General features: G+C 62.4%; 23 protein-coding genes. 12 read left to right on the forward strand and 11 right to left on the reverse strand.

Annotated elements, in window-relative coordinates; translation table 11 throughout:
• Window positions 1–48 precede the first annotated feature (48 nt).
• Window positions 49–1,782, forward strand: coding sequence for a bifunctional protein-serine/threonine kinase/phosphatase (locus J6524_RS27185; RefSeq protein ID WP_225676306.1), 1,734 nt, complete (start codon window positions 49–51; stop codon window positions 1,780–1,782).
• 116 nt (window positions 1,783–1,898) lie between these two features.
• On the opposite strand, the gene J6524_RS27190 is transcribed toward J6524_RS27185, so the two are convergent.
• Together J6524_RS27190 and J6524_RS27195 are read right to left on the reverse strand one after the other, a co-directional pair.
• On the reverse strand, window positions 1,899–2,687 hold the full coding sequence (locus tag J6524_RS27190) for a substrate-binding domain-containing protein (RefSeq protein WP_225676308.1): 789 nt from the start codon (window positions 2,685–2,687) through the stop codon (window positions 1,899–1,901).
• Between the two features lie 235 nt (window positions 2,688–2,922).
• A complete protein-coding gene (locus J6524_RS27195; RefSeq protein ID WP_225676310.1) occupies window positions 2,923–4,146 on the reverse strand; it encodes a polyhydroxyalkanoate depolymerase in 1,224 nt (407 codons plus the stop codon).
• Window positions 4,147–4,333: 187 nt separating this feature from the next.
• Between J6524_RS27195 and J6524_RS27200 the strand changes: the two genes are divergently transcribed.
• Entirely contained in the window at window positions 4,334–4,987 is a 654-nt protein-coding gene (locus J6524_RS27200; RefSeq protein ID WP_225676312.1) for a glutathione S-transferase family protein, read from the forward strand.
• Window positions 4,988–5,294: 307 nt separating this feature from the next.
• The gene (locus tag J6524_RS27205) at window positions 5,295–5,729 is read left to right on the forward strand and encodes a cupin domain-containing protein (protein WP_225676314.1); all 435 of its coding nucleotides are present in this window, start codon (window positions 5,295–5,297) and stop codon (window positions 5,727–5,729) included.
• A 248-nt stretch (window positions 5,730–5,977) separates the two neighbouring features.
• Here the strand turns inward: J6524_RS27205 and J6524_RS27210 are convergent, their stop codons facing one another.
• The gene (locus J6524_RS27210) at window positions 5,978–6,193 is read right to left on the reverse strand and encodes a hypothetical protein (protein WP_225676317.1); all 216 of its coding nucleotides are present in this window, start codon (window positions 6,191–6,193) and stop codon (window positions 5,978–5,980) included.
• Window positions 6,194–6,387: 194 nt separating this feature from the next.
• Here J6524_RS27210 and J6524_RS27215 point away from each other — a divergent pair, with 194 nt between their 5' ends.
• Entirely contained in the window at window positions 6,388–6,777 is a 390-nt protein-coding gene (locus J6524_RS27215; RefSeq protein ID WP_225676319.1) for a hypothetical protein, read from the forward strand.
• Between the two features lie 6 nt (window positions 6,778–6,783).
• Here the strand turns inward: J6524_RS27215 and J6524_RS27220 are convergent, their stop codons facing one another.
• On the reverse strand, window positions 6,784–7,890 hold the full coding sequence (locus J6524_RS27220) for a mandelate racemase/muconate lactonizing enzyme family protein (protein ID WP_225676321.1): 1,107 nt from the start codon (window positions 7,888–7,890) through the stop codon (window positions 6,784–6,786).
• Between the two features lie 175 nt (window positions 7,891–8,065).
• On the opposite strand from J6524_RS27220, the gene J6524_RS27225 reads away from it, so the two are divergent.
• The 4 genes from J6524_RS27225 (at window position 8,066) to J6524_RS27240 (ending at window position 12,545) form a co-directional block, all read left to right on the forward strand.
• The gene (locus J6524_RS27225) at window positions 8,066–8,902 is read left to right on the forward strand and encodes an AraC family transcriptional regulator (protein WP_225676323.1); all 837 of its coding nucleotides are present in this window, start codon (window positions 8,066–8,068) and stop codon (window positions 8,900–8,902) included.
• Window positions 8,903–9,192: 290 nt separating this feature from the next.
• Window positions 9,193–10,119: an SMP-30/gluconolactonase/LRE family protein gene (locus tag J6524_RS27230; protein WP_225676325.1), complete on the forward strand. Its 927-nt coding sequence runs from the start codon at window positions 9,193–9,195 to the stop codon at window positions 10,117–10,119.
• A 157-nt stretch (window positions 10,120–10,276) separates the two neighbouring features.
• Window positions 10,277–10,870, forward strand: coding sequence for a GNAT family N-acetyltransferase (locus J6524_RS27235; protein WP_225676327.1), 594 nt, complete (start codon window positions 10,277–10,279; stop codon window positions 10,868–10,870).
• A 25-nt stretch (window positions 10,871–10,895) separates the two neighbouring features.
• Entirely contained in the window at window positions 10,896–12,545 is a 1,650-nt protein-coding gene (locus tag J6524_RS27240) for a GMC family oxidoreductase (RefSeq protein ID WP_225676329.1), read from the forward strand.
• A gap of 393 nt (window positions 12,546–12,938) precedes the next feature.
• On the opposite strand, the gene J6524_RS27245 is transcribed toward J6524_RS27240, so the two are convergent.
• The 3 genes from J6524_RS27245 to J6524_RS27255 are packed head-to-tail and all read right to left on the reverse strand — an operon-like array spanning window position 12,939 to window position 15,734.
• Window positions 12,939–13,919, reverse strand: coding sequence for a PDR/VanB family oxidoreductase (locus tag J6524_RS27245; RefSeq protein ID WP_225676331.1), 981 nt, complete (start codon window positions 13,917–13,919; stop codon window positions 12,939–12,941).
• 8 nt (window positions 13,920–13,927) lie between these two features.
• Window positions 13,928–14,680, reverse strand: a complete 753-nt coding sequence (locus J6524_RS27250) for a GntR family transcriptional regulator (RefSeq protein ID WP_225676333.1) — start codon at window positions 14,678–14,680, stop codon at window positions 13,928–13,930.
• Window positions 14,681–14,684: 4 nt separating this feature from the next.
• Window positions 14,685–15,734 carry an aromatic ring-hydroxylating dioxygenase subunit alpha gene (locus J6524_RS27255; protein ID WP_225676335.1) on the reverse strand — a complete coding sequence of 350 codons (1,050 nt, stop codon included), beginning with the start codon at window positions 15,732–15,734 and terminating at the stop codon, window positions 14,685–14,687.
• 324 nt (window positions 15,735–16,058) lie between these two features.
• Here J6524_RS27255 and J6524_RS27260 point away from each other — a divergent pair, with 324 nt between their 5' ends.
• Window positions 16,059–17,075, forward strand: coding sequence for a methyltransferase (locus J6524_RS27260; RefSeq protein WP_225676337.1), 1,017 nt, complete (start codon window positions 16,059–16,061; stop codon window positions 17,073–17,075).
• A gap of 37 nt (window positions 17,076–17,112) precedes the next feature.
• Here J6524_RS27260 and J6524_RS27265 read toward each other — a convergent pair whose 3' ends face one another.
• The 3 genes from J6524_RS27265 to J6524_RS27275 all read right to left on the reverse strand — a co-directional run bounded on the left by J6524_RS27265 (window position 17,113) and on the right by J6524_RS27275 (window position 19,909).
• Window positions 17,113–18,615, reverse strand: a complete 1,503-nt coding sequence (locus J6524_RS27265) for a flavin-containing monooxygenase (RefSeq protein WP_225676339.1) — start codon at window positions 18,613–18,615, stop codon at window positions 17,113–17,115.
• A gap of 84 nt (window positions 18,616–18,699) precedes the next feature.
• On the reverse strand, window positions 18,700–19,542 hold the full coding sequence (locus tag J6524_RS27270; RefSeq protein WP_225676341.1) for an AAA family ATPase: 843 nt from the start codon (window positions 19,540–19,542) through the stop codon (window positions 18,700–18,702).
• 124 nt (window positions 19,543–19,666) lie between these two features.
• Window positions 19,667–19,909: a GlsB/YeaQ/YmgE family stress response membrane protein gene (locus tag J6524_RS27275; protein ID WP_225676343.1), complete on the reverse strand. Its 243-nt coding sequence runs from the start codon at window positions 19,907–19,909 to the stop codon at window positions 19,667–19,669.
• A gap of 141 nt (window positions 19,910–20,050) precedes the next feature.
• Between J6524_RS27275 and J6524_RS27280 the strand changes: the two genes are divergently transcribed.
• The 3 genes from J6524_RS27280 to sseA all read left to right on the forward strand — a co-directional run bounded on the left by J6524_RS27280 (window position 20,051) and on the right by sseA (window position 22,864).
• Window positions 20,051–21,226 carry a vWA domain-containing protein gene (locus tag J6524_RS27280; RefSeq protein WP_225676346.1) on the forward strand — a complete coding sequence of 392 codons (1,176 nt, stop codon included), beginning with the start codon at window positions 20,051–20,053 and terminating at the stop codon, window positions 21,224–21,226.
• A gap of 154 nt (window positions 21,227–21,380) precedes the next feature.
• Window positions 21,381–21,794 (forward strand): rhodanese-like domain-containing protein, encoded by a 414-nt coding sequence (locus J6524_RS27285; protein ID WP_225676348.1) that lies wholly within the window; start codon window positions 21,381–21,383, stop codon window positions 21,792–21,794.
• Window positions 21,795–22,009: 215 nt separating this feature from the next.
• Window positions 22,010–22,864, forward strand: a complete 855-nt coding sequence (gene sseA / locus J6524_RS27290) for a 3-mercaptopyruvate sulfurtransferase (protein WP_225676621.1) — start codon at window positions 22,010–22,012, stop codon at window positions 22,862–22,864.
• Window positions 22,865–22,876: 12 nt separating this feature from the next.
• Here the strand turns inward: sseA and J6524_RS27295 are convergent, their stop codons facing one another.
• A complete protein-coding gene (locus J6524_RS27295) occupies window positions 22,877–23,662 on the reverse strand; it encodes a dihydrolipoyllysine-residue succinyltransferase component of 2-oxoglutarate dehydrogenase complex (RefSeq protein ID WP_225676350.1) in 786 nt (261 codons plus the stop codon).
• Window positions 23,663–23,871: the final 209 nt, after the last annotated feature.

Consider the following 23,871-nt stretch of genomic DNA (forward strand, 5'->3'; position numbering starts at 1 on the left):
TGGGCCTCTCCTCGCAAGGGGAGAGGCCCATCGTCGTAAAGGGCGGGAATGCCGCGCGAGCTGAAAATATCGGTCGGACAATTTTCCGATAAGGGAGCTAAGGAAACCAACCAGGATTTCCATGGCGTCCTGATCCCGGACGAGCCGTTGCTCAGTCTCAAGGGCATTTCCATCGTGCTGGCCGACGGCATCAGTACGAGCAGGGTTTCCCGCGTCGCCGCGGAATCTGCGGTGAAGGGATTCCTGACCGACTATTACTGCACCTCGGAATCCTGGTCGGTGCGCACCTCGGCGCAGCGCGTGCTGGAGGCGACCAATTCCTGGCTGCATTCGCAGACGCGCAGCCAGTATGCCTATGACAAGGATCGCGGGTACGTCTGCACGCTCAGCGCCATCGTGATCAAGTCGACCACGGCGCATCTCTTTCATATCGGCGATTCCCGGATCTATCGCCTCTCCGGCAACTCGCTCGAGCAATTGACCAACGACCACCGCGTCGTCATTTCTTCCGAGCAGAGCTATCTCGGCCGCGCCCTTGGCGTGAATCCGCAGGTCGAAATCGATTACCTGACCTTCAAGGTCGAGAAGGGCGACGTTTTCGTGCTGGTGACCGACGGCATCTACGAGCATGTCGCCGACCGCGTCATTGCGCGGGCGATCAAGGATGGTGCGGCGGACCTCGATCAGGCGGCCAGGGCGATCGTCGAAATGGCGTTCGATCTCGGCAGCAAGGACAATCTCACCATCCAGATCGTCCGCGTCGACGAGGTGCCGGACGGCGCCGCGGCCGAAGTGTTCGCGCAGCCGCACGAGCTGCCGCTGCCGCCGCTTCTGGAGGCGCGCGCCGTGTTCGACGGCTACCGGATCGTCCGCGAGCTGCACGGCTCGAGCCGCAGCCACATCTATCTCGCCGTCGACATCGAGACCGACGCGGTCGTCACCATCAAGATTCCCTCGATCGACCTGCGCGATGATCCGGCCTACCTGAAGCGGTTCATGATGGAGGAGTGGGTGGCGCGGCGGATCGACAGTCCGCATGTGCTGAAGCCCTGCCTTTTGCAGCGCAAGCGCAACTTCCTCTATGTCGCAACCGAATATATCGACGGGCAGACGCTGACGCAGTGGATGATCGACAATCCAAAGCCCAGCCTGGAGACTGTGCGCGGCATCGTCGAGCAGATCGCCAAGGGCCTGCGCGCCTTCCACCGCAAGGAGATGCTGCACCAGGACATCAGGCCCGACAACATCATGATCGACGCCACGGGCACCGTGAAGATCATCGATTTCGGTTCGACGAAAATCACCGGTGTTGTCGAAGCCGAGCCGTCAGGCATGCGCAACGACATTCTCGGCACCCAGCAATATACCGCGCCCGAATATTTCCTCGGCGAGCGCGCCACGACGCGCTCCGACCTGTTTTCGCTCGGTGTCATCACCTATCAGATGCTGACTGGAAAATTGCCCTACGGCGCGCAGATCGCAAAGGCGCGGACGCGGTCGCAGTTCAGCAGGCTGGTCTACCGCCCGGCATCGCACGGCGACCGCGACATACCGCAATGGATCGACGGCACGCTCGAAAAGGCCGTGCACCCCAATCCCCTGAAGCGCTACGACAGTTTTTCGGAATTTTTGTTCGACCTGCGCCATCCCAACGCGAACTATCTCTCGACATCATCGACTCCGCTGATCGAGCGCAATCCGCTATTGTTCTGGAAGAGCACGACGGTCGTCCTGGCGCTCGCCGTGATCGTGCTGCTGGCGATGCAGCACATGCATCGGTGATACCTGTCATGCCCCGCTTCAGGCGGGGCATCCAGTACTCCGTGTCGTCAATTTTTCTTTCACAATGCGGGCTGCAGGGTACTGGATCGCCCGATCGACGTCGGGCGATGACAAGCCTAGTTCGTCGTGGCAATCGGATCCAGCCCGCTCTTGACGAGTTCGGGCCGCGCGGCGGGTGAAGCGAGGAACTTGATCAGCGCCTTGCCGGCGTCGGGCCCCTTGGAGACGCTGGCGATGCCTGCGGAAAAGACCGTGATCTTCTGCAACTCGTCCGGCAGCGGGCCGACAATGTCGATGCCTTCGACGGGCTTTAGTTCGCTCATCTGCTGGAAGCCGATCTCGGCCTCGCCATGGGCGACGATTTCGCCGACCGGCGTTGCCGGAATTTTCCGCGCCTTGCCCTGCATCGCCTCCTTGATGCCGAGCTTGTCGAACATCTCGGTCGAAACATAGACGCCGCTGGCACTGTCGGAATAGGCAATGGTCTTCGCTGCGAGCAGGGCACGCTTGACCGCATCCGCCGTAGAAATGTCCGGCTTCGGCGCGCCTGACTTCACCGCGATGCCGATCGGCGATTTGACGAGATCAACGCTGGTGCCGGCGGCGACCTTGCCCTTCTTGGCGAGATCCTCGAGCGCATAGCCGACCATGATCAGGACGTCGGCTGGCTCGCCTCGCTCCAGCCGCACGGGAATGGCATTCGTCGTCGTGCCCATCGACGGCCCATAGGCGGTCAGCACCTTGTGGCCCGTGCTGCGCTCGAATTCCGGCACCAGCGCCTTGTAGGCCGCCGACAATCCGCCCGAGATCATCACCCGCACCTCCGCGGCAGAGGCCGCGACGGTCAGCAGGAAGCTGCCGAGAATGGCGAGCGTGAGGGCGCGAAGAGATTTTGAAAGCCGCATGATGGTTCCTCCCGAGGCGACTCTTGAACGGCCTCCCTTGGAAGAATGTTAGCGTGAGGAGCAAAGCACAACTAGTTCGTCAATCGCGGTTCGTTCCCTCTCCCGCTTGCGGGGGAGGGCTAGGGTGGGGGTGCCGCCGCATAACGGATGCCAGCATTCCGGGAGAGATTTCCCCCACCCGCCGTGCTCTTCGAGCACGTCGACCTCCCCCGCAAGCGGGAGAGGTGACTACAGATCACGAGTTCACATGCACGAAATCCCGCAGCAGCGGATAGATCTCGTTATTCCAGCGCTTGCCGGAGAACACGCCGTAATGGCCGACGCCGGCCTGCATGTGATGCACCTTGCGATAGGCGCGCACGCCGGTGCAGAGGTCCTGTGCGGCGAGCGTCTGGCCGATCGAACAGATGTCGTCCTTTTCGCCTTCGACCGTCATCAGGCCCATGCGCCGGATCGAGGCCGGGTTCACCGGCCGGCCGCGATGCATCAGTCTGCCCTGCGGCAACAGATGCTCCTGAAACACGTCGCGTACCGTCTCGATATAGAATTCTGCCGGCAGGTCCATCACGGCAAAATATTCGTCGTAGAAGTTCTTGATGATTTCGGCCTTCTCCCGCTCGCCCTTCGCCAGGTGATTGGCGAGATCGATGTGCTGCTTGATGTGGCGCTCGAGGTTCATCGAGACGAAGGCGGTGAGCTGCACGAAGCCGGGATAGACCTTGCGGAACGCGCCCTTGCATTGCACCGGCACGTAATTGATCAGGTTTCTCTCGAACCATCTGAGCGGCTTGCTCTTGGCGAATTCGTTGACCCTGGTCGGCTGGATCCGCGTGTCGATCGGCCCCGCCATCAGAGTCAGCGTGGCCGGGCGCGCCGGATGGTTGTCTTCAGACATCACGGCTGCCGCAGCCAGCGCCGATACCGACGGCTGGCAGATCGCCACCATATGCGCGCGCGGGCCGATCTGGTCGAGAAAGGTGATCAGGTGGTCGGTGTAGTCCTCCAGGCCAAAGCGGCCGGCTTGAAGCGGAATATCGCGAGGATTGTGCCAGTCGGTGATGTAGACGTCGTGGTCCTGCAGCAGCGTCTTCACGGTGCCACGCAACAGCGTCGCGAAATGCCCGGACATCGGCGCCACCAAGAGCAGCCGCGGTTGTTCGGGCCCGTTCTCCTTCTTGAAATGCAGGAGCGAGCCGAACGGGGTGGCGAAGGCAACTTTCTCAGTCACGTCGAGCTCCCGGTTGCCGACCAGCACGCGATCGATGCCATAGGCCGGCCGGTCATAGGTGAGGGAGGAGCGCGAGATCAGTTCCAGCGCGGCGGCAAGGCGGCCGAATAACCTGTCGGAGACGCCCTGTGGCACCAGGTTGAGATATCTCAATGCCGATGCAGCCCCGGTCCGCCATGGCGCCGTCAGGTCCATGTGGTTCTGATAGGCTTGGTACATCATTGACATCATTCACATCGCCCCTGTCCGCTCTGGCCATGCAATATCGACGCCAGAGCGGGGCTACCTGCCTCCTAAACTGGCACGTCGCTTGCTGTGTAGAGTGGCCCGGAATGGCCCGGCGCCCAGGAGCTTAAGCGGCGGCGCGGTCGGCTGCGCAGGCCAGGGCAGGGGACATCTGCGTTTGAGGAAAGGCCATATGGCGAAGACCACACTGACCATCAGCAGCAAGAATTATTCGTCCTGGTCGCTGCGCGGCTGGCTGCTGGCAAAATTCTCTGGCCTCGAATTCGAGGAGGTCATCACCGCCCCTGATGATGCCTCGGCAAGGGCTGAAATCCTGCTTTTGTCCTCGTCGATCCTGGTGCCGTGCCTGCGCCACGACGGCGCCACCATCTGGGACACGCTGGCGATTGCGGAATATCTCAACGAGATCAGGCCGGAGGCAGGGCTGTTGCCGGCAGATCGCATCCGGCGCGCGCATTGCCGCTCGATCTGCGGCGAAATCCATTCCGGCTTCACCACGCTGCGCGCCTCGCTGCCGGTGAACCTGAAGGGCCATTTCCCGGGCTTCAAGATCTGGTCGCGCGCGCAGGCCGATATCGACCGGGTCTGCACCATCTGGCGCGATTGCCTGAAGGAATCGGACGGCCCGTTCCTGTTCGGCACGCGCACCATGGCGGACGCAATGTACGCGCCCGTCGTCACCCGCTTCATGACTTATGACGTGAAACTTGAACCTGCCCTTGCGGCCTACGCCGCTACCATCATGGCGATGCCCGAGATGCAGGAATGGATCGAGGCTGCCAAGGCCGAGCCCACCGACATCGAAGAGCTCGAGGTCGAATATTAGGCACGCCTGCGCGGCTGTGCCCGCCGCTAAGGCTTAGGCAATGTCACGCTTTGCTCAAGCCGGCATCAGTCGTGCCCGGCATGCGCCGTTTCCTTGCATGTCTTTCGCAAGCGCGTGAGACCGAATTCCTGCCTTTCGCCAAACGGTTCACTTCAATCGATGCCGCACCATCGCCGCAACGCAGCGCGGCTGGCGCGGATTTCGCATAGCAGCATGCAGGCGTGAACGCGACGATGCGAGGCTGCCGAAAATTTGGACGCACTTCGCGTGGTTCGCGTTCCCGTGCACAAGAACCGTGGAGGCTTCAGTGAACAAGCAGGCCGTCGTCAGCAAATTCTCTCACGTCAAACCCGGCGATACCGAGTTCAAGGGCGGAGGTCTGCGCGACTTCTTCCTGTATCGCGATCTCGGCATTGCGGATGCCACCGGTGGGCAGGTGATCTGCCATCTGGTCAAGGCCAATCCCGACATGCCGCCCGAGAACGGCACGGGGTGGCATCGCCACGATTGCGAGTTCCAGATCGTGATCATGACCAAGGGCTGGGCGCGCTTCATGTACGAGGACAAGCCGACGCTGGTGCAGGCCGGCGACGTCGTGCATCAGCGGCCTGGCATCACGCATTACCTGTTCGATTACTCCGAGGACATGGAGTACCTCGAGATCGTCAGCCCGGCCGACTTCAAGACCGTCGACATGCCGCCGGCGACCGACAACGTGCCGCCGGTGACGCCGTGGAGATGACGCCATGTCGTCTCCCGAGGAATTAACGCTCGTCGTCGGCCGCTGGCTGCGGCCGATCGTGTTCATGCTTGATATAGTGCGCTGGCTCGGATGGCGATCGACATCTAGCCGTGAACAACGGCGTACGGCACCCGATCACTGATTCGGGCGCGATTCGTTCCGTCAGCGTTCCGAACATTAACATCGCACGTGTTCCCGTCGCATTCTGATACAATGCGAAGGCAAATCTGGTTGTGCTTGCGCGATCCTCAGGCCGCGCCGGAGCGCGGCAACCGCCAGCCGACGACCGTGGCTTCGACCATGCCACCGGTCCTGTCATTGCGCCATCGACCATCGATCCAGCGGCAGGCAAAGGGCAGTTGATAGGTTCCGCTGTGATCCTCGCAAAGTACTTCCAGCGGCAGGTTCGGCGGCGGATCCCCGCTGCCATCGAACTGCGCCAGCCGCTTTTCACGCGTTGCCATACAATCAATCTCCAACTGCCGCGGCCGGCAAATGCCGGTTTGCCCGCGGCTAAATCAGTCCACCGTTAAGGGGATGAAGCACACCGCCTGAATGAGGTATCAGTATGGTATCTCTGCGGTGGGAAACCTGCTCCGCGCAAATTGCCGTGATAGGCGTTCCGCCCCGAACTCGATGCTTTGGAACGAGGAATTTGATGATCGCTTCAACCGTCAGGATTACCTTCGCCGCGTTCGTGCTGTCGTTGGCTTCATCGCCGGCGATCGTTCACGCGCAGGACGTTCCCGGCATCGAGATCTGCACCGTCGAAAAAACCATGGAGCGGCGCACCTCTTGCCTGCAGAGCAATGTCGACTTCCTGCAGAAGACGATCACCAAGCTCACCACCGACAATCAACAGAAGTTGGACGCCGCCAACCGGCAGATCGAGGCGCTGAAGGCCGCGGTCGTCAGCTTGCAGAAGGTCGTCAGCGAACTGCAGTCGGCGAAGATGGCGGAGGATGCAAAGAAGGCCGCAACGCCCACAGCGAAGGACGCGGCGCCTGCCGCAAAGGACGCCGCACCGGCAAAGGACGGCGCGAAGTAGCAGCCGTCACGATATGCGGTATTGCTCCATCACGGCCCTGTCAGGTTCATAGCCGATCCCGGGCCCCTCGGGCACCTCGACATCGCCATTGGCATCGACGTCGATGCGGCCGCGCCACAGGCATGCGGCGCGCTTCATGGAGAACACCTCGACAAAACTCGCGTCGTCGCGCAGCGACATCAATTGCAATGTCGCCAGAAAGCCCGGCCCGAAATAGGGCGAATGCGGCGCAAGCCTGACGCCGAGTTCGTCGGCGAGATCGACGACCTTCAGATACTCCGTGATGCCGCCGACCTTGATGACGGAGGGCTGTGCATGGCTCACCGCGCCGGCTTGCATCATTTGTCTGAACTGATGAACCGTGCAGGCATTCTCGCCGGCCGCCACGTTGAGCCCGCCTTTGCTCCGCACTTCCGCCAGCGCTATGAAATCTTCCGGCGGCCAGACCGGCTCTTCCAGAAACAGCGGCGCGGCGTCGCGGCAGGAATGTGCGAAGGCGATCGCCTGCTCGCCGTTCAGCGGACAGTTCATGTCGACCATCAGCGGAATGTTAGGGCCGATCGCGTCTCGCGCGGCATAAACCGCAGGCGTCGTGGTCTCGTGCAATTTGATCGCCTTGTAACCCTGCCGCAGCGCGGTCTCGCATTCGCGCGCGATGAGCTCGGGTTTGCCGATCCGCAAGAGGCTCGCATAGGCTGGAATCCGCGTGCGCTTGATCTCACCGATCAGCCGATGCAACGGCACGCCCTTCGCCTTGGCGGCAAGATCCCACATCGCGATATCGAGCGCCGATATTGCAAACATCGTGATGCCATAGCGGCCGAACAGATGCAGGTTGCGCTGGATCTGCTCCATGAAGGCGGGAATACCGGCCGCGTCGGGGACCTCCTGGCCCTGTGCCTGCGGCGCGATCATTTCCTCGATCGCGGCATAGCTGGTCCGCGGGCAGACATAGGCGAAGGCATCGCCCCAGCCGGTGATGCCGGCATCGGTGGAAACCTCGATCATGACGATTTCCAGCGCCGATATCGAGGAAGCGCCTTGCTTGAAGCTCGCAACCCCCGCGTCATAGGGAATACGGATATGATGCGCCCGGACGTTGGTGATCAGCATGGTTGCTCCCCCAAAAGGTGCCGACGGAACGGGTGGACATCATAACAAAAACGCCGGTTTCTGGCATGGCTTGATGGCCGCCATGGTGCGCAGCAACAACTGAGAGCAAGGACTGTCAAACGAAGCACGTCACATCGGGCCATGATGCGGTTGCTTCGCACGAAAGCCGTTAGTCATGAATCCAGCCCAGAAGGCGCTCTGGTACATAGAAAGCCATCTCGCCGAGCCATTGACGCTCGACGACGTCGCCAGTGTTGCCGGCGTCTCGCGCTTCCATCTGGTGCGGGCGTTTGCCGCGGCCACCGGACTTTCGGTCATGCGCTACGTGCGCGCCCGCCGGTTGACCAAGGCCGCGCAGGCGCTCGCGGCTGGCGCGCCCGACATTCTGAGCCTGGCGTTGGAGGCGGACTACAGCTCGCACGAAGCTTTCACCCGCGCGTTCCGCGACCATTTCGGCATGACGCCTGAAGCGGTCCGCGCCGCAACGTGCGTCGATCGTCTCAAGCTTCAGGAGCCCATCACCATGGATTCAACGCTGCTCGAAAATCTCAAGCCGCCTCGCTTCGAAACCTCCAAGCCATTACTCATCGCCGGCATCGGCGAGCGTTGTACGCATGAAAATGCCGGCGCCGGTATTCCGAACCAGTGGGAGCGGTTTCACCAAAAGGTCGACGCCATTCCCGCACGGATCGGCAAAGTCGCCTATGGCGTCTGCTGCAACGGCGATGATGCCGGCAATTTCGACTACATCGCCGGTGTCGAGGTCGCCGACTTCTCCGACCTGCCGCGCGAGTTTTCGCGTGTCCGGATTCCCGAACACAAATACGCCGTGTTCACCCATTCCGAGCACATCTCGACCATCCGCCGTACCGTCGACACGATCTGGAATCACTGGCTGCCGATTTCGGGCATGAAGGCCGCCGACGCACCGAACTTCGAGCGCTACGACGAGAACTTTGATCCCGCCACCGGCAATGGCGGGCTGGAAATCTGGATTCCGGTGAGGGAGTAGGTCGTCGTAGGATGGGTGGAGCGACTTGTCCGCCGTAGCTCAAGGAGCGAAGGCGGAAGCGATACCCATCATGTGTCCGCGCAGGGGATTGATGGGTTTCGCTTCGCCCTACCCCTCCTACGCTGGCGTTGGACGAGACGTATCGCAATGCTGCCCTGCGCAGCGCGAACGCCCGCGGTTGCTTGGCAACCGATATCGACTTTGCCATAACGAGCACGACAAGAAACGTTGCGCGCGCGCGGGGACCGGGACTGGAATCCACCTGCAGCCAAGCAAGCCGGGAGGATTTCATGGCCGATATCCGCGTTCTCGCCACCGATCTGGAGTTTCCGGAAGGGCCGGTGGTGATGCCCGATGGCTCGGTCGTGCTGGTCGAAATCCGCGGCAAGCGGCTGACGCGGGTTTATCCCGATGGGCGGAAAGAGGTCGTCGCGCAGATTCCCGGCGGCCCCAATGGCGCCGCCCTCGGCCCTGACGGCAAGATGTACATCTGCAACAATGGCGGTTTTTCCTGGATCCCGACCCGCAACATGATCATGCCGGGGCCGCAGCCGGATGATTATCAGGGCGGCTCGATCCAGCGCGTCGATCTGCAGAGTGGCAAGGTCGAGACCGTCGTCGACAAATGCGGCGAGCATGCGTTGCGTGGGCCGAACGATCTGGTGTTCGACGAGCATGGCGGGCTCTGGTTCTCCGAGCTTGGCAAGCGGCGCGCCCGCGAGATGGATGTCGGCGGGATGTACTATCTGAGGCCCGGCATGACTGACATCGTCGAGGTCGTGCACGGCGTGCTGCCGGCCAACGGGATCGGGCTCTCGCCCGACGAGAACACCGTCTACATCGCGGAGACGCCGACCGCGCGTCTCTGGGCTTATGATCTTTCCGAGCCCGGCACGCTGAAGCCGCGCGATGTGATCTATCGCGGCGAGCGCGGAAAGCCGATCGCGGGCCTCGGCGGCTATCAGATGTTCGACTCGCTGGCGGTGGAGGCATCAGGCAATGTCTGCGTCGCGACGCTGGTCTCGGGTTGCATCTCGGTGATCGCGCCTGATGGCACGCTGGTCGAGCAGGTGCCGACCGGCGACCGCGTCACCACCAACATCGCCTTCGGCGGGCCAGAGCTGAAGACGGCGTATATCACGCTGTCGGGCAAGGGCGAACTGATCGCGATGGACTGGCCACGGCCGGGGCTTCCGTTGAACTTCTTGAACAAATAATACGCTGGGGATGCTAGACCCCGTCATTGCGAGCGAAGCGAAGCAATCCATGCCGCCACACGGGGATAGATGATTGCTTCGTCGCTTCCGCCTTCGCTCTTCGAGCTACGGCGGACAAGTCGCTCCTCGCAATGACGCGGTGGCAGTGGAGAATTAAATGGCCTTTCTTGAACCGGTAACTCTGCAAGGCACATACGCCCGGCTTGAGCCGCTGTCGCATGATCACATCGACGGGCTTATCGAGGCGGTGAACGACGGCGAGCTGTGGAAGCTCTGGTACACCTTCATTCCGACCGCCGAAAGCATGAAGCAGGAGATCGACCGCCGGCTCGGCCTGTTCGCGGCCGGCTCGATGCTGCCGTTCACGGTATTTGACGCCGACGGCAGGGTCGCGGGCATGACGACTTATATGAACGTCGATGCCGCCAACCGCCGCGTCGAGATCGGCTCGACCTGGTACGCCAAGCGCGTGCAGCGCAGCGCGCTCAATACGCAGTGCAAATTGCTTCTTCTCACGCACGCCTTCGAGAAGCAAAACTGCATTGCGGTCGAGTTCCGCACGCATTTCTTCAATCACCAGAGCCGGCGCGGCATCGAGCGTCTGGGCGCCAAGCAGGATGGTATCCTGAGAAGCCACCAGATCGCGCCGAACGGCACGTTGCGCGACACCGTGGTTTACAGCATCATTGCCAGCGAATGGCCGACCGTGAAGGCGCATCTGAACTATCAGCTCAACGACAAGCCGCGGTAAGGAAAGCCGCGCCAGAAACGAGACGATGGAAACGTTCGATTATGTGATTATCGGTGCGGGCTCCGCAGGCAGCGTGCTCGCCAACCGGCTTGGTGAAGATCCTGCGACCCGCATCTGCGTGCTCGAAGCAGGGCCCAGCGACTGGCATCCCTACATCCATCTGCCGGCCGGCTTCATCAAGACATTCCACATGAAGAGCATCAACTGGGCCTATCAACAGGAGCCCGGCCCATGGACCGGCGGGCGCAGCATCTATGCGCCGCGCGGCAAGACGCTGGGGGGATCGTCCTCAATCAATGGCCACATCTACAACCGCGGCCAGCGCCAGGATTTCGACACCTGGGCGCAGCTCGGCAATCGCGGCTGGGGCTATCCGGACGTGCTGCCCTATTTCAAGCGGCTGGAATGCCGCATCGGCGATTGCGACGAAACCTATCGCGGCCGCGAGGGCAGCCTCACCGTCACCACGATGGATTGGAAGGATCCGCTATGCGAGGCCTTCATGGAGGGCGCCGTCAGCCTCGGGATTCCGCGCAATCCTGACTATAACGGCTCGACCCAGGAGGGCGTGTCCTACTGCCAGCGCACCATCCAGAACGGTCTGCGCATGAGCGCCGCAAAGGCGTTCCTGCATCCGGCGCGGAAGCGCGGCAATGTCGACGTGCGCACGCATGCGCATGTCACCAACATCATCTTCGAAGGCAAGCGCGCGGTCGGCGTGCGTTATCTCAAGGGCGGCAAGGGCGGCGCCCCCGTCGAGGTCCGCGCCAACAAGGAAGTCATTCTGTCAGGCGGCGCCTATAACTCGCCGCAGGTGCTGCAACTATCCGGCGTCGGCTCTCCAGATTTGTTGCAGTCGCACGGCATCGAAGTTCGTCACGCGCTGCCGGGCGTCGGTGAGGGCCTGCAGGATCACTACGCGCCGCGTTCGGTCGCGCGCGTCAAGAACATCAAGACCATCAATGAACTCCGGCGTGGCCTCAGCCTCTGGGTCGAGGCGATGAAATGGGCGACGACGCGGCGCGGCCTGCTCTCGCTGTCGCCGACCATGGTCTATTGCTTCTGGCATTCCGGCGAGACCACCGAAAGCTCCGATCTGCAGCTCACCTTCACGCCGGCGAGCTACAAGGAAGGCGTGCAGGGGCAGCTCGAGGACGAGCCGGGCATGACGGTGGCCTCATGGCAGCAGCGCCCGGAGAGCCGCGGCTATGTTCGCATCCGCTCCGCCGATCCGTTCGCGCCGCCGATCATTCAGACCAACTATCTGGTGGAAGAGCTCGACCGCCGCGTCGTCGTCGCCGGCATGAAGCTGGCGCGCCGGCTGCTGGCGTCCAAGCCGCTCGCGCCCTATTACGCCTATGAGGATTTCCCGGGACCAAAGGTGCAGAGCGACGACGAATTTTTGGCCGCCGCCACCGAGCGCGGCACCACCACATTCCATCCCGGCTGCACCTGCCGCATGGGACCGGCAGATGCCAAATGGGCCGTTGTCGACGACCAGTTGCGCGTGCACGGCTTGCAGGGCCTGCGGGTCGTCGATGCCTCGATCATGCCGCGCATGATCTCAGCCAATCTCAACGCCTCGACGCTGATGATCGCCGACAAGGCCTCCGACATGATCCGCGGCAAGGCGGCGTTGGAGGCGGTGCGGTTTCCGCAAAGCGCGATGGGTTGACGATGTCTCGTACCACATGACGGCAGAGAAAAGTCGCCCGCTCACGGATGCCGAACGCGATCTCGTCCGATGGATGCTTGAGCACGGGACGGCTGAGGCCCAGCCGTATTTGGATCAGCTTGAACTTGCGGAAGTGATGCCTTGGAGATGCTCGTGCGGGTGCGCGAGCATCAAGTTCCAAATCAAGGGACATTCCGAACCTCCACCCGGACTTCACGTCCTGGGTGACTTTCTAATGGGTGGAGGTGACCATCTCAGCGGAGCGTTCATCTATTCAAGTGCGGGTTTGCTGCGCGGTATCGAGCTCTACGGTTTGGCAGGGGAAGCGCCCCGTCAGATGCCTGACCCCGGAGATCTACGAGTTTTCGAACCGTAGAGACTCCCGGTACCAGCCTAGGCTGCCTCAGCCCGGTACAACGTATCGATCGTCACAACACCGATCGCCCGCGACACGCACGGGCAGATCTTCCGGTTCTCCTGCTTCTGCTGATCGCTGAAGAAGACGTCGCGATGGTCGATCGCGCCCTCGACCGCGACAACATCGACGGCGCAGACGCCGCATTCGCCGCGCTGGCAGTCGGAGATCACCTCGAAGCCGGCGCCGTTCAGCGCGTCGAGCATCGAGCTGTTCTGCGGCACGACCAGCTCGGTGTCGCTGTCCTTTAGCCGCACGCGGAATTCCGCCGTCGGCATCAAGCCGCTGGAGCCAAAGGTCTCGTAGCGCAGATCGGCGGGCGCTCTGCCCGCGTTGTTCCAGGCGCGCCGCGCCGCCTCCAGCATCCGCATCGGGCCGCAGATGACGGCGATCGCATCATCCGGCAGCGCGTGGAAGGTGGCATCAAGATCTACACGCGCACCCTCATCGGAGGCGTGCACGGTCAGCCGGTCGCCGAGCAGCGCGGTGAGCTCGTCGAGGAAAGCCGCATCGCCGCGCGACTTCGCGGCATAGTGCAGGGGAGCGTCGATGTTCCGGCGGCGCAGCGCGGCGGCGATACTGACGATTGGCGTGATGCCGATGCCGCCGGCAATCAGGCAATAGTTTTTGCGGCTCCAGTCGATGTCGAGCAGCGAGGTCGGGTTGGTTGTCTCAACCCGCGCGCCGGCTTGCAGATTCCACATGCCGCGCGAGCCGCCGCGGCTGTCTGGCGCCAGCCGCACTGCGATCCGGTAGGTGGTTGGATCGCTGTTCTCCACCAGCGAATAGGAGCGCCGCGCCGGCTGCCCATCGATCAGCAGGGAGACGGTAATATGGCTGCCCGGTGAATAGGGCGCGACACGGCCGTTCTCGGGACGCAGGCGGAATTCGCGGATCGTGGATGTCACGTCGCGGATAGAATCGACGGTGCACCAGCTCCATTGCTCGGCAAAACGCATGGGCGATCCTATTCGGCCGACGATTTGAGCAGAGCGAGCGCCGGCATCAGCTCGAGGTGCGTGCGGTTGCGGATCGCAAGCCGCAGATTGCGCGCCGCAAGGCGCGAATGCTCGCGCATCACGGCTTCCGCCCGCGCGCCCTCGCGATTTTCGATCGCATCGACCACGATGCGGTGATGGTCCTGCCCGATCAGCAGGATTTGGTGCGCCTCGGGCAATGCGGATTGCGCCATCACGAAGGCACTGGGGGAGGCGAACGGCAACGCCGAGACGCGGTCGATTTCGCGGATCAGCGGCGCGCTGGCGGAGAGTTCATTGAGCAGCGCGTGGAAGCGCGCGTTCATCGTCACATAGGCGGAAAACGCTTCCACCGAAATCGGGTCCTGGCGCACGAGCTGGTCGATATCGCCAAGGCATTCCTTGAGCGGCTCGAGGCTGCGCGCATTGACGCCGCGCTCGGCGGCGAAGCGGGCGGCAAGGCCTTCGAGCGTGCCGCGCAGCTCGATCGAATCGAGAATGTCGCGCTCGGTGAAGGCCTTCACCATGAAGCCGCCGGAGGGGATCGCCTGCAAGAGGCCTTCGTCTTCCAGCCGCACCAGCGCCAGCCGCACCGGCGTCCGCGACACGCCCGTGATGTCGACCGCCTGCAATTCGCTGATGCGCTCGCCCGGGCGCAGCCGCCCCGACAGGATCATATCGCGCAGCGCAAGCTGCGCCCGCACGGTCTGCGACACGGAGCGTTCTGCGTCGCGCTCGCTCATGTTCTTACTCCGCGGCCTGCATGGCCTGCGGCGCGCTCTCGCGCGCGACCATGCGGTCGATCACGCGCCGCGCCCACATCGCACCGGCATCGATGTTGAGATTGTAAAAGGTGCGGTCCGGGTTCTCATCCATCGCGCGCTGCTGCGCTTCCAAAATGAGTTCGTCTTCGCGGAAGATGTTGGAGACGCCTTCGCGGATCTCGGTCGTGAGCCGCTGCTCCGAGGTCCGGTAATTGCGGACGAAGGCCCAGAAATAGTGGCAGGTCGTCGCCGTCTCCGGCGTCATGGTGTTGAGCACGAACCCGTTGACGCCCTGCGAGCGGTCGCCCTCCGGCGCACCGGTGCCGGCGGGCGCAACGCCGACGTCGATATTGACGGTGCCGGGCGCCTGGAAATGGATGATCTGCCAGCGGTCGACGGGGCCGGGCTTCTGCAACTGCGCCGACCAGAACGGCGGGGCATCGATGCCCTTCATCCAGCGCGTCACCGTCACGGTCTTGTCGCCATGGGTGACGTCGAACGGGGCTTCGGCTACGTGTTCGTTGCCGATGCTGGAGCCGTGCACGAAGGTTTCGTGGGTGAGGTCCATGAGGTTGTCGACCACGAGGCGGTAATCGCACTTGACGTGAATGGTCTTGCCATCGCCGGCCCAGGCGGGATCGTCATTCCAGTGCATGTCGGGGACCAGCGCGGGATCGGCGAGCGCCGGGTCACCCATCCACAGCCATATGAAGCGGTGCCGCTCGACCACCGGATAGGATCGTACGCAGGCGGACGGATTGATGGTGTCCTGCGAGGGCATGTAGGTGCAGCGGCCCTGCGCGTTGAACTTCAGGCCGTGATAGCCGCAGACGACGGTGTCGCCGTCGAGCCGGCCCTTCGAGAGCGGCACCAAGCGGTGCCAGCAGGCGTCCTCCAGCGCGCAAACCCGTCCGTTGGACTGGCGGTACATCACGACATGCTTGCCGCAGATCGTGCGCGGAAACAGCGCGCGCTTGATGTCGACGTCCCAGGCGGCGGCGTACCAGGCATTGAGCGGGAATGAGGACGGCATGGCTGCACTCCTTCGTCATGGGTGCAAGATGTATACAGTAGACGCGATAAGCTGCCAACCATCGCGATTTATAAGTATGTAAATACCATCGAAGTATACATGAATTTTGTGAGCTATTTCATTTCGCCCATCCCGGTTAGGCATCACCCTTGATGGTGGCTCAAGCGCGCCAGTCCGATGGACATGCTTGCAGGCGTCGTCGGAGCGAGTAGCTCGCGCCTCACACTGGAAGTGGCCGGGCTAAAGCCGCAGCGCCAAATTCAGGTTCCGAGCAGCGCTTGGCAATCCGCAGAGAGATCAGCAATCACGACAACAGGAGGCGCGATGTCATCGCAAGTATCGGCCCTCAGGCTTTTCGATTTGATCCAGTCGCAACGTGTTACGGCGGTGATCTATGTCGCGGCCAGACTGGGGCTCGCCGAGTTATTGAGCTACGGACCGCAGACGGTCGGTAAGCTCGCCAAGGCAACCGGCGCGGATGAGCGGTCGCTCGGACGCCTGCTTACCGCGCTTTCCACCATCGGCATCTGTTCGCGAACCGGCGAAGATCGCTATGCGCTGACGGATATGGGTGCCTGCCTCGATAGCTCCGGGAAGCATTCGGTCAAGGGCTGGGCAATCCTTGAGGCCGAACTGATTTCAAAATCCTGGAGCGGAATGCTTGAATCCATCATGACCGGCAAGACCGCGGCGCAACTGCAAGGTGTCGATGACAGCTTCGAGCTGATGGGCCGCACGCCGGAGATTGTGGACAAGTTCAACGTGGCGATGGTGGAGCTTACCCGTCTCGTCACACCGAATGTCCTTCAGTCCTATGACTTCAGCGGGATATCGCACCTGATGGACGTCGGCGGCGGCTCCGGCGAACTGCTCGGCGCTATCGCGCAGCAAAACCGGAAACTGCGCGGCACTGTTTTCGACCTTCCGCGATGCGCCGAGGCCGCTGGAAAGCATCTCCAGCAGATCGGCGTCAGCGATCGCGTCGAATTTGTCGCGGGCGATTTCTTCAAATCGATTCCGGCGGTCGCGGACGCGGTCATTCTCAAGAGCATCATCCACGATTGGAACGACGATCGCAGTATCTCAATTTTGCGAAATTGTCGCCAGGCGCTCCCGAGCAACGGCAAGCTGTTGCTCGTCGAACGGCTGATGCCGGAAAAGCCAACCGCCACAGACGAGGACAAGGCGCATGCGATGAGCGACCTGAACATGATGCGCGGGCCCGGCGGCTGCGAGCGCACCGAGCGGCAATATCGCGAACTGCTCGAGCAAAGCGGCTTCGCTCTGGTGAAGGTTAATCCAGCCGGCCGCTTTAACCTGATCGAAGCGCGCCCCGCTTGAGGCGCTGAGACGACTCTCAGTCACCCGAGATCACGCCTCAGCCGTAAACGAATGCCTTGTCTTTCAGATCGATCGCGGGGAATTCGTCCTTCTCCGCCCAGTAATCCTGGTTGTGCTGCCATTCCGGCTTGTCGCCGCGTTTGGGCAAGAGGTGCATGCCGCGCATCATGTAGCCGGGATTGAAGTTTTCAGGATCGATCCACGGCAGCAGCGGCATGTTGTGGTCTTCGGGGCGCAGTTGCGGCGTCACGCGCTTCGCACCCGTCGCCTTCATGTGCTTGAGCAGCCGGCAGACGAAGTCGGCGACGAGGTCGACGCGCAGCGTCCAGCTCGCGCGAAAATAGCCGAACACCCAGACGAGGTTCGGCACACCGGTGAACATCATGCCGCGATAGGTGACGGTATCGGCGAAGTCGAGCGGCTTGCCGTCGATTTCGAATTCGATGTTGCCATTGGCGCAGAGATTGAAGCCCGTCGCGGTGATGATGATGTCGGCCTCGAGCTCCTTGCCGGATTTCAGCAAAATGCCCTTTTCGGTGAAGCTTTCGATCTCGTCGGTGACGACGGAAGCCTTGCCGGATTTGATGCCCTGGAACAGGTCACCATCAGGAATGAAGGCGATGCGCTGCCGCCACGGCCGATATCGCGGCGTGAAGTGGGTCGCGATGTCGTAGTCCTTGCCCAAATAGGCTTCGACCGCCGACAGCAAATCCTTTTTCGCCGCTTCCGGCTCGTTGAACGTCTTGCGGGTGAAGGCGTCCTGGTCGAACAGGATCTTGCGGCGGGTGATCTCGTGGATCCATGTCTCGTCGACCTGCAGTTTCCGCAATTCCTCGGCGATCTCGATCGCATTGCGCCCGGTGCGGAAATAGGTCGGGGAGCGCTGCAGCATGGTGACATGCGCGGCGTCGCCCGCCATCGCCGGGATCAGCGTCGCGGCGGTCGCGCCCGAGCCGATCACGATGACGCGCTTGTTCCTGTAGTCGAGATCTTCGGGCCATTTCTGCGGATGGACGATGGGGCCCTTGAACTTGGCCATGTCCTTCCACTCCGGCGTATAGCCCTCGGTGTGGCGGTAATAGCCCTGGCACATCCAGAAGAAATTGGTGGTGAAGCGAAGCTGCTCACCGGTATCGGTGCGCGTGGCCTCGATGGTCCAGAGGTTCTCCTCGCTCGACCATGAGGCCGAAGTGATGGTGTGCTGATAGCGGATGTGAGGGGCGAGATCGTTCTCCTCGATCACTTCGCCCATGTATTTCAGGATTTCCGCAGCGGTTGCGATCGGCGCTGTCGTCCACGGCTTGAAGCGATAGCCGAAGGTGTGGAGGTCGCTGTCGGAGCGGATGCCGGGATAGCGGTGCGTGGTCCAGGTGCCGCCGAACGTCTTCTGCGCTTCCAACGCGACGAAGGTCGTTCCCGGACATTGCGTGGTGAGGTGATAGGCGGCGCCGACGCCGGAAATGCCGGCGCCTGCGATCACGACGTCGAAATGCTCTGTGGTGCGAGGCGAAGTCTCGTCGATCTGGGCTTGAACGTTCATCTTCCCTGGTCTTTTTGTTTGTTTTCGTTTTGAAACGCGAAACGCCAGAACGATGAAGTTCTGGCGCCTTAGAGAATATCGCGACTAGACTTCGCGGCGGCTGAGGAATGCCAGCCGCTCGAACAGGTGCACGTCCTGTTCGTTCTTGAGCAGCGCGCCGTGGAGCGGCGGGATCAGCTTGCGCGGATCGCGCTCCCTGAGCATTTCCGGCGTGATGTCCTCATTCAGGAGCAGCTTGAGCCAGTCGAGCAGCTCCGATGTCGAGGGCTTCTTCTTCAGGCCCGGCACCTCGCGCACCTCGAAGAAGATGCGTAAGGCTTCTTCCACCAGCCGCTTCTTGATGCCGGGGAAGTGCACGTCGACGATCCGGCCCATGGTCTCGGCATCGGGGAACTTGATGTAGTGGAAGAAGCAGCGGCGCAGGAACGCGTCCGGCAGTTCCTTCTCGTTGTTCGAGGTGATCATCACGATCGGGCGCAGGCTCGCCTTGATGTTCTCGCCGGTCTCGTAGACGAAGAACTCCATGCGATCGAGTTCGAGCAGAAGATCGTTTGGAAACTCGATGTCGGCCTTGTCGATTTCGTCGATCAGGAGCACCGGGCGCTTTTCGTGGGTGAAGGCTTCCCACAATTTGCCGCGCTTGATGTAGTTGGAAATGTCGGAGACGCGGGGGTCGCCGAGCTGGCTGTCGCGCAGGCGCGAGACCGCGTCATATTCGTAGAGGCCCTGTTGCGCCTTGGTGGTCGACTTGATGTGCCAGGTCAGAAGCGGCGCGCCGAGCGCTTTCGCAACTTCCTCCGCCAGCACGGTCTTGCCGGTGCCGGGCTCGCCCTTCACTAGCAGCGGGCGCTCGAGCACGATCGACGCGTTGACGGCGACCTTGAGGTCGTCGGTGGCGACATAGTCCTTGGTGCCGGTAAATTTCATCTATCCGTTTGCCTTGTTGTTCGTGCCTTGTTGCTTGTGCCTTGTTGTCGTCTCGGGCCGCGATGGCCTGAACAGTAAACGACCGCCGGTCCGGCGGTCGCGATTGAGATCGAGGCGCCTGTCCTCAGCGTCTGATCAGCGACAGGATCACCAGGATGATTACCCCGCCGATCGTGGCGTTGATGATGTCGCGAACCCAGCCGCCGCCGAGATGGACGCCGAGCTGTGGCAATATCCAGCTCGCCAGCAGTGCGCCGATGATGCCGACGACGATATTGCCGATAATCCCGAACCCTGCGCCGCGCACGATCAGTCCGGCAAGCCAGCCCGCGATACCGCCGATGATCAGCGCCGCAATGATTCCCATTGAATTTCCCCTGCCGGAATAAACCCTTTACGGTTCAATTGTAATTGAAAAAGCCTCCCGGTCTAGGCCTGACAGCTATGCGCTGGCCTTTGGCATGCGTCGGCCCTTGACGTGTGCGGCCCGGCAGGCAATCTGTATTCCATGTTCCTGCAATTCTTCACATCGTTGCGCGACGCGCAGGTCCCCGTGACACTGCGCGAATATCTGACGCTGATGGAGGCGCTCGACGCCGACCTCGCCGACCAGACCGTCGAGAATTTCTACTATCTCTCCCGCGCCGCGCTGGTGAAGGACGAGCGCAATCTCGACAAGTTCGACCGCGTCTTCGGCACCGTGTTCAAGGGGCTGGAAAGCCTCTTGGACGCCATGGACAAGGCTGAGATCCCCGAGGAGTGGCTGAAGAAGCTCGCGGAAAAATACCTGACTGAGGAAGAGAAGAAGCAGATCGAAGCCATGGGCTGGGACAAGCTCATGGAGACGCTGCGCAAGCGGCTCGAAGAACAGAAGGGCCGTCATCAGGGCGGTAACAAATGGATCGGTACCGCCGGCACCTCGCCGTTCGGCGCCCATGGCTACAATCCGGAAGGCGTTCGGATCGGGCAGGAGAAGAACCGCAACTACCGCGCCGTGAAGGTGTGGGACAAGCGCGAGTTCAAGGATCTCGACGGCAATGTCGAGCTCGGCATCCGCAACATCAAGATCGCGCTGCGCCGCTTGCGCAAGTTCGCTCGCACCGGCGCGCCCGACGAGCTCGATTTGGACACCACGATCCGGGAGACCGCCAACCACGGCTATCTCGACGTGGTCATGCGCCCCGAACGGCGCAACGCGGTGAAGGTGCTGGTGTTCTTCGATATCGGCGGTTCGATGGATTCCCACATCGAGCAGGTCGAGGAACTATTCTCGGCTGCGAAGTCCGAATTCAAGCACATGGAGTATTTCTACTTCCACAACTGCCTCTATGAAGGCGTCTGGAAGCAGAACAAGCGCCGCTTCACCGACCGCACGCCGACCTGGGACGTGCTGCATAAGTATCCGCACGACTACAAAGTGGTGTTCGTCGGCGATGCGTCGATGTCGCCTTACGAGATCATGGTGCCGGGCGGCTCGGTCGAGCACGTCAACGAGGAGGCCGGCGCGGTCTGGCTGGAGCGCATCACACGCACCTATCCGCATACGGTGTGGCTCAATCCGGTGGCGCAGAAGCACTGGGACTATTCGGAATCCACCACCATCATCCGGCGGCTGTTTTCGAACCGCATGTATCCGATCACGATCGAAGGCCTGGAGGCCGCGATGAAGGAATTGGTGCGGTAACGGGATTCGTGCCCCGGACGCGGCGCAGCGCCTCGGCGATGCGCTGCAGAGCCGGGGCCCATCGGCCGCGATGTGGGTCCCGGCTCTGCGGTGCATCACCGAAGAGGTGCTGCACCGCGTCCGGGACACGCGTATAAACACGAAGAGGTAACAAATGCCCCAGACCATCCACCGCGGCATCAAAGCCATGATCGACGAAGCCAACGCCGAGATCGAGACCGTCAGCGCCGCTGACGCCATCAAGGCCGCGCAGGACCCTGGCGTCGTCATCGTCGATATCCGCGATCCCCGCGAGATCGAACGCGAGGGCAAGATCCCCGGCGCATTCTCCTGCACGCGCGGCATGCTGGAATTCTGGATCGATCCGCAAAGCCCTTACGCCAAGCCGATCTTCCAGGAGGACAAGAAGTTCATCTTCCACTGCGCCGGCGGACTTCGTTCGGCGCTCGCGGCCAAGACCGCGCAGGATATGGGCTTGAAACCGGTCGCGCATATGGGCGGCGGCTTCGCTGCCTGGCGCGACGCCGGTGGCCCGATCGAGAAGTGGGAGCCGAAGAAGAAGGGATGAAGACTCGTCACACGCGGGCTTGCCGCCTCCGCGAAAGCTTCGGCGCGCCAGCCCGCGAAAGCCTCGGCGAAGCCTTTGGCGTAGCCGGGACCCGCGTGTCCATCCAAAAAATGAATTCTTCGAAGAAGGATGGATTGCCGGGGCACCTTAGCACGAAGACGCACTTCGTGCTTTTGCCCGGCAATGACGATCTGAAATATCCGGAGACTGAACTGATGCCCGCCACCACCGACCCTCTCGTTTCCACCGAATGGCTCGCCGCGCACCTGAACGATGCGAGCGTCAGGGTGATCGACGCCACGTTCAAGATGCCCGGCGTGCTGCCGCTGCCGAAGGATGACTATCTCGCTTCCCACATTCCCGGCGCGGTGTTCTTCGACGTCGACGCGGTATCCGACCATTCCAACCCGCTGCCGCACATGTTTCCATCGGCCGAGCAGTTCGGCCGCAACGTCGGCGCGCTCGGGATCGGCAATGACGATACCGTCGTGGTCTACGATTCCGGCGGCTGGGTTGCCGCGCCGCGGGTGTGGTGGATGTTCCTGTCGTTCGGCAAGGAGGTGCGGATCCTCGATGGCGGCCTGAAGAAGTGGGTGGCGGAAGGCCGCAAGGTCGAGAAGGGGGAGGTGACACCGAAGCCAGCCACCTTCAAGGCGACGTTCGATGCGCGGCGCGTTCGCAGCATGCAGCAACTGGTCGCCAACCTCTCCACCCGCGCTGAACAGGTGATCGATGCGCGCGCCAATGAGCGCTACCAGGGCAAGGTGGCCGAGCCGCGGCCGGGCCTGCGTTCCGGTCATATCCCGGGCAGTCTCAGCCTGCCGTACAACAACCTGTTCGATCCTGCGACCGGCACGATGAAATCGCTCGACGAGCTGCGCGCCGCGTTTCTCGGCGCCGGCGTAAAGCTCGACGCGCCCATCGTGACGAGCTGCGGCTCCGGCGTCAGCGCCGCCGTGCTGACGCTCGCGCTCTATCGCCTCGGGGTCGAGAACCCGGCGCTGTATGACGGCTCCTGGACCGAGTGGGGCGCCGCCGACGGCCCGCCAGTCGCGACCGGCCCGGCCTGATATAGTCCGGGTTTACCGCGTCGTGCGGGTGATAGGGCCTTGCGCGAACGGGGTCTGGATAAACGGATTGGGCTGTTGCTGCTGCAGGGTCAGCACTGCCTCACGCGCGAGGCGCGCGCGCCGTGCTGCAGCAATCCGCCGCCGCTCGCGGGCCCGTTCCGCGGCGCGCTTCTTGATGGCGCTGCGGTCCACCTCGCTCGTCTTGGCTTCGGTCTTCTCCGACGCGTCGGCCGCTGCCTTTTCATCAACGATCACGGCAGGGCCGCCGAGCGTTGCGATCCGGGTCGCAGCGGGATTGCCTTCGAATGAATAGACATCCGGCGACGGTGGAGGCGGCGCGGTCGCAGCCGGCGTCGCCGTATCCGCGACGGAAGCGAGTGTTGCTTCAGGTTTGCTGACGAGTGCTTGGGTTTCGGCTGTGGGAGCGGGAACAGCGGCCGGGCTCTCCGCGATGGCCTCCTTCGCAACTTCGGGCGTTGCCGCTTCGGGCTGCGTCGACTCTGCCGGCTCCAGCGCAACCAGTTTCTCGGGTTGGGCCGGATCAGGGTCGGACGCCTGTCCGGTCTGCGCAAGGGCGTCCGCGGCGACTTCCGGAACGGGGGCAGCGGGGAGATTCTCGGCCGGCTTCTCCTCGACCGACGTGTCGATCCGCAATAGCGCCAGCGTCGACGGCTGATCGTCGGTCGGGCGGGCAAACATCGGCTCGGGCGCCGTCCGGCGTGCGGGAAGGTAGGCGAATTCCTCATGCGCGGCCCGCAGCAGGGCGGCCGCACCAAGGCCAAAAATCAGGACCGACATCGACAAAATGATTGAAGTGAAGAGGAAACGAAAGCCGGGAAGCATGGACTCGAGTTCCGCCCTCCTTGATCTCTGGAGGGTTATTGATTGCCAAGGGAACGCGGTGACCACTGGGGAAGGCTGGATTCGTCAGGCGCGAATCAGGCCGAGTTGAGAGTATCTCAGTGGCCGGTCCTTTTTGTTGCAGAATCTACGGTTTGAGGTCGCGC

The organism is Bradyrhizobium hereditatis, assembly GCF_020329435.1.
In the GTDB taxonomy this organism is placed as follows: Bacteria; Pseudomonadota; Alphaproteobacteria; order Rhizobiales; family Xanthobacteraceae; genus Bradyrhizobium; species Bradyrhizobium hereditatis.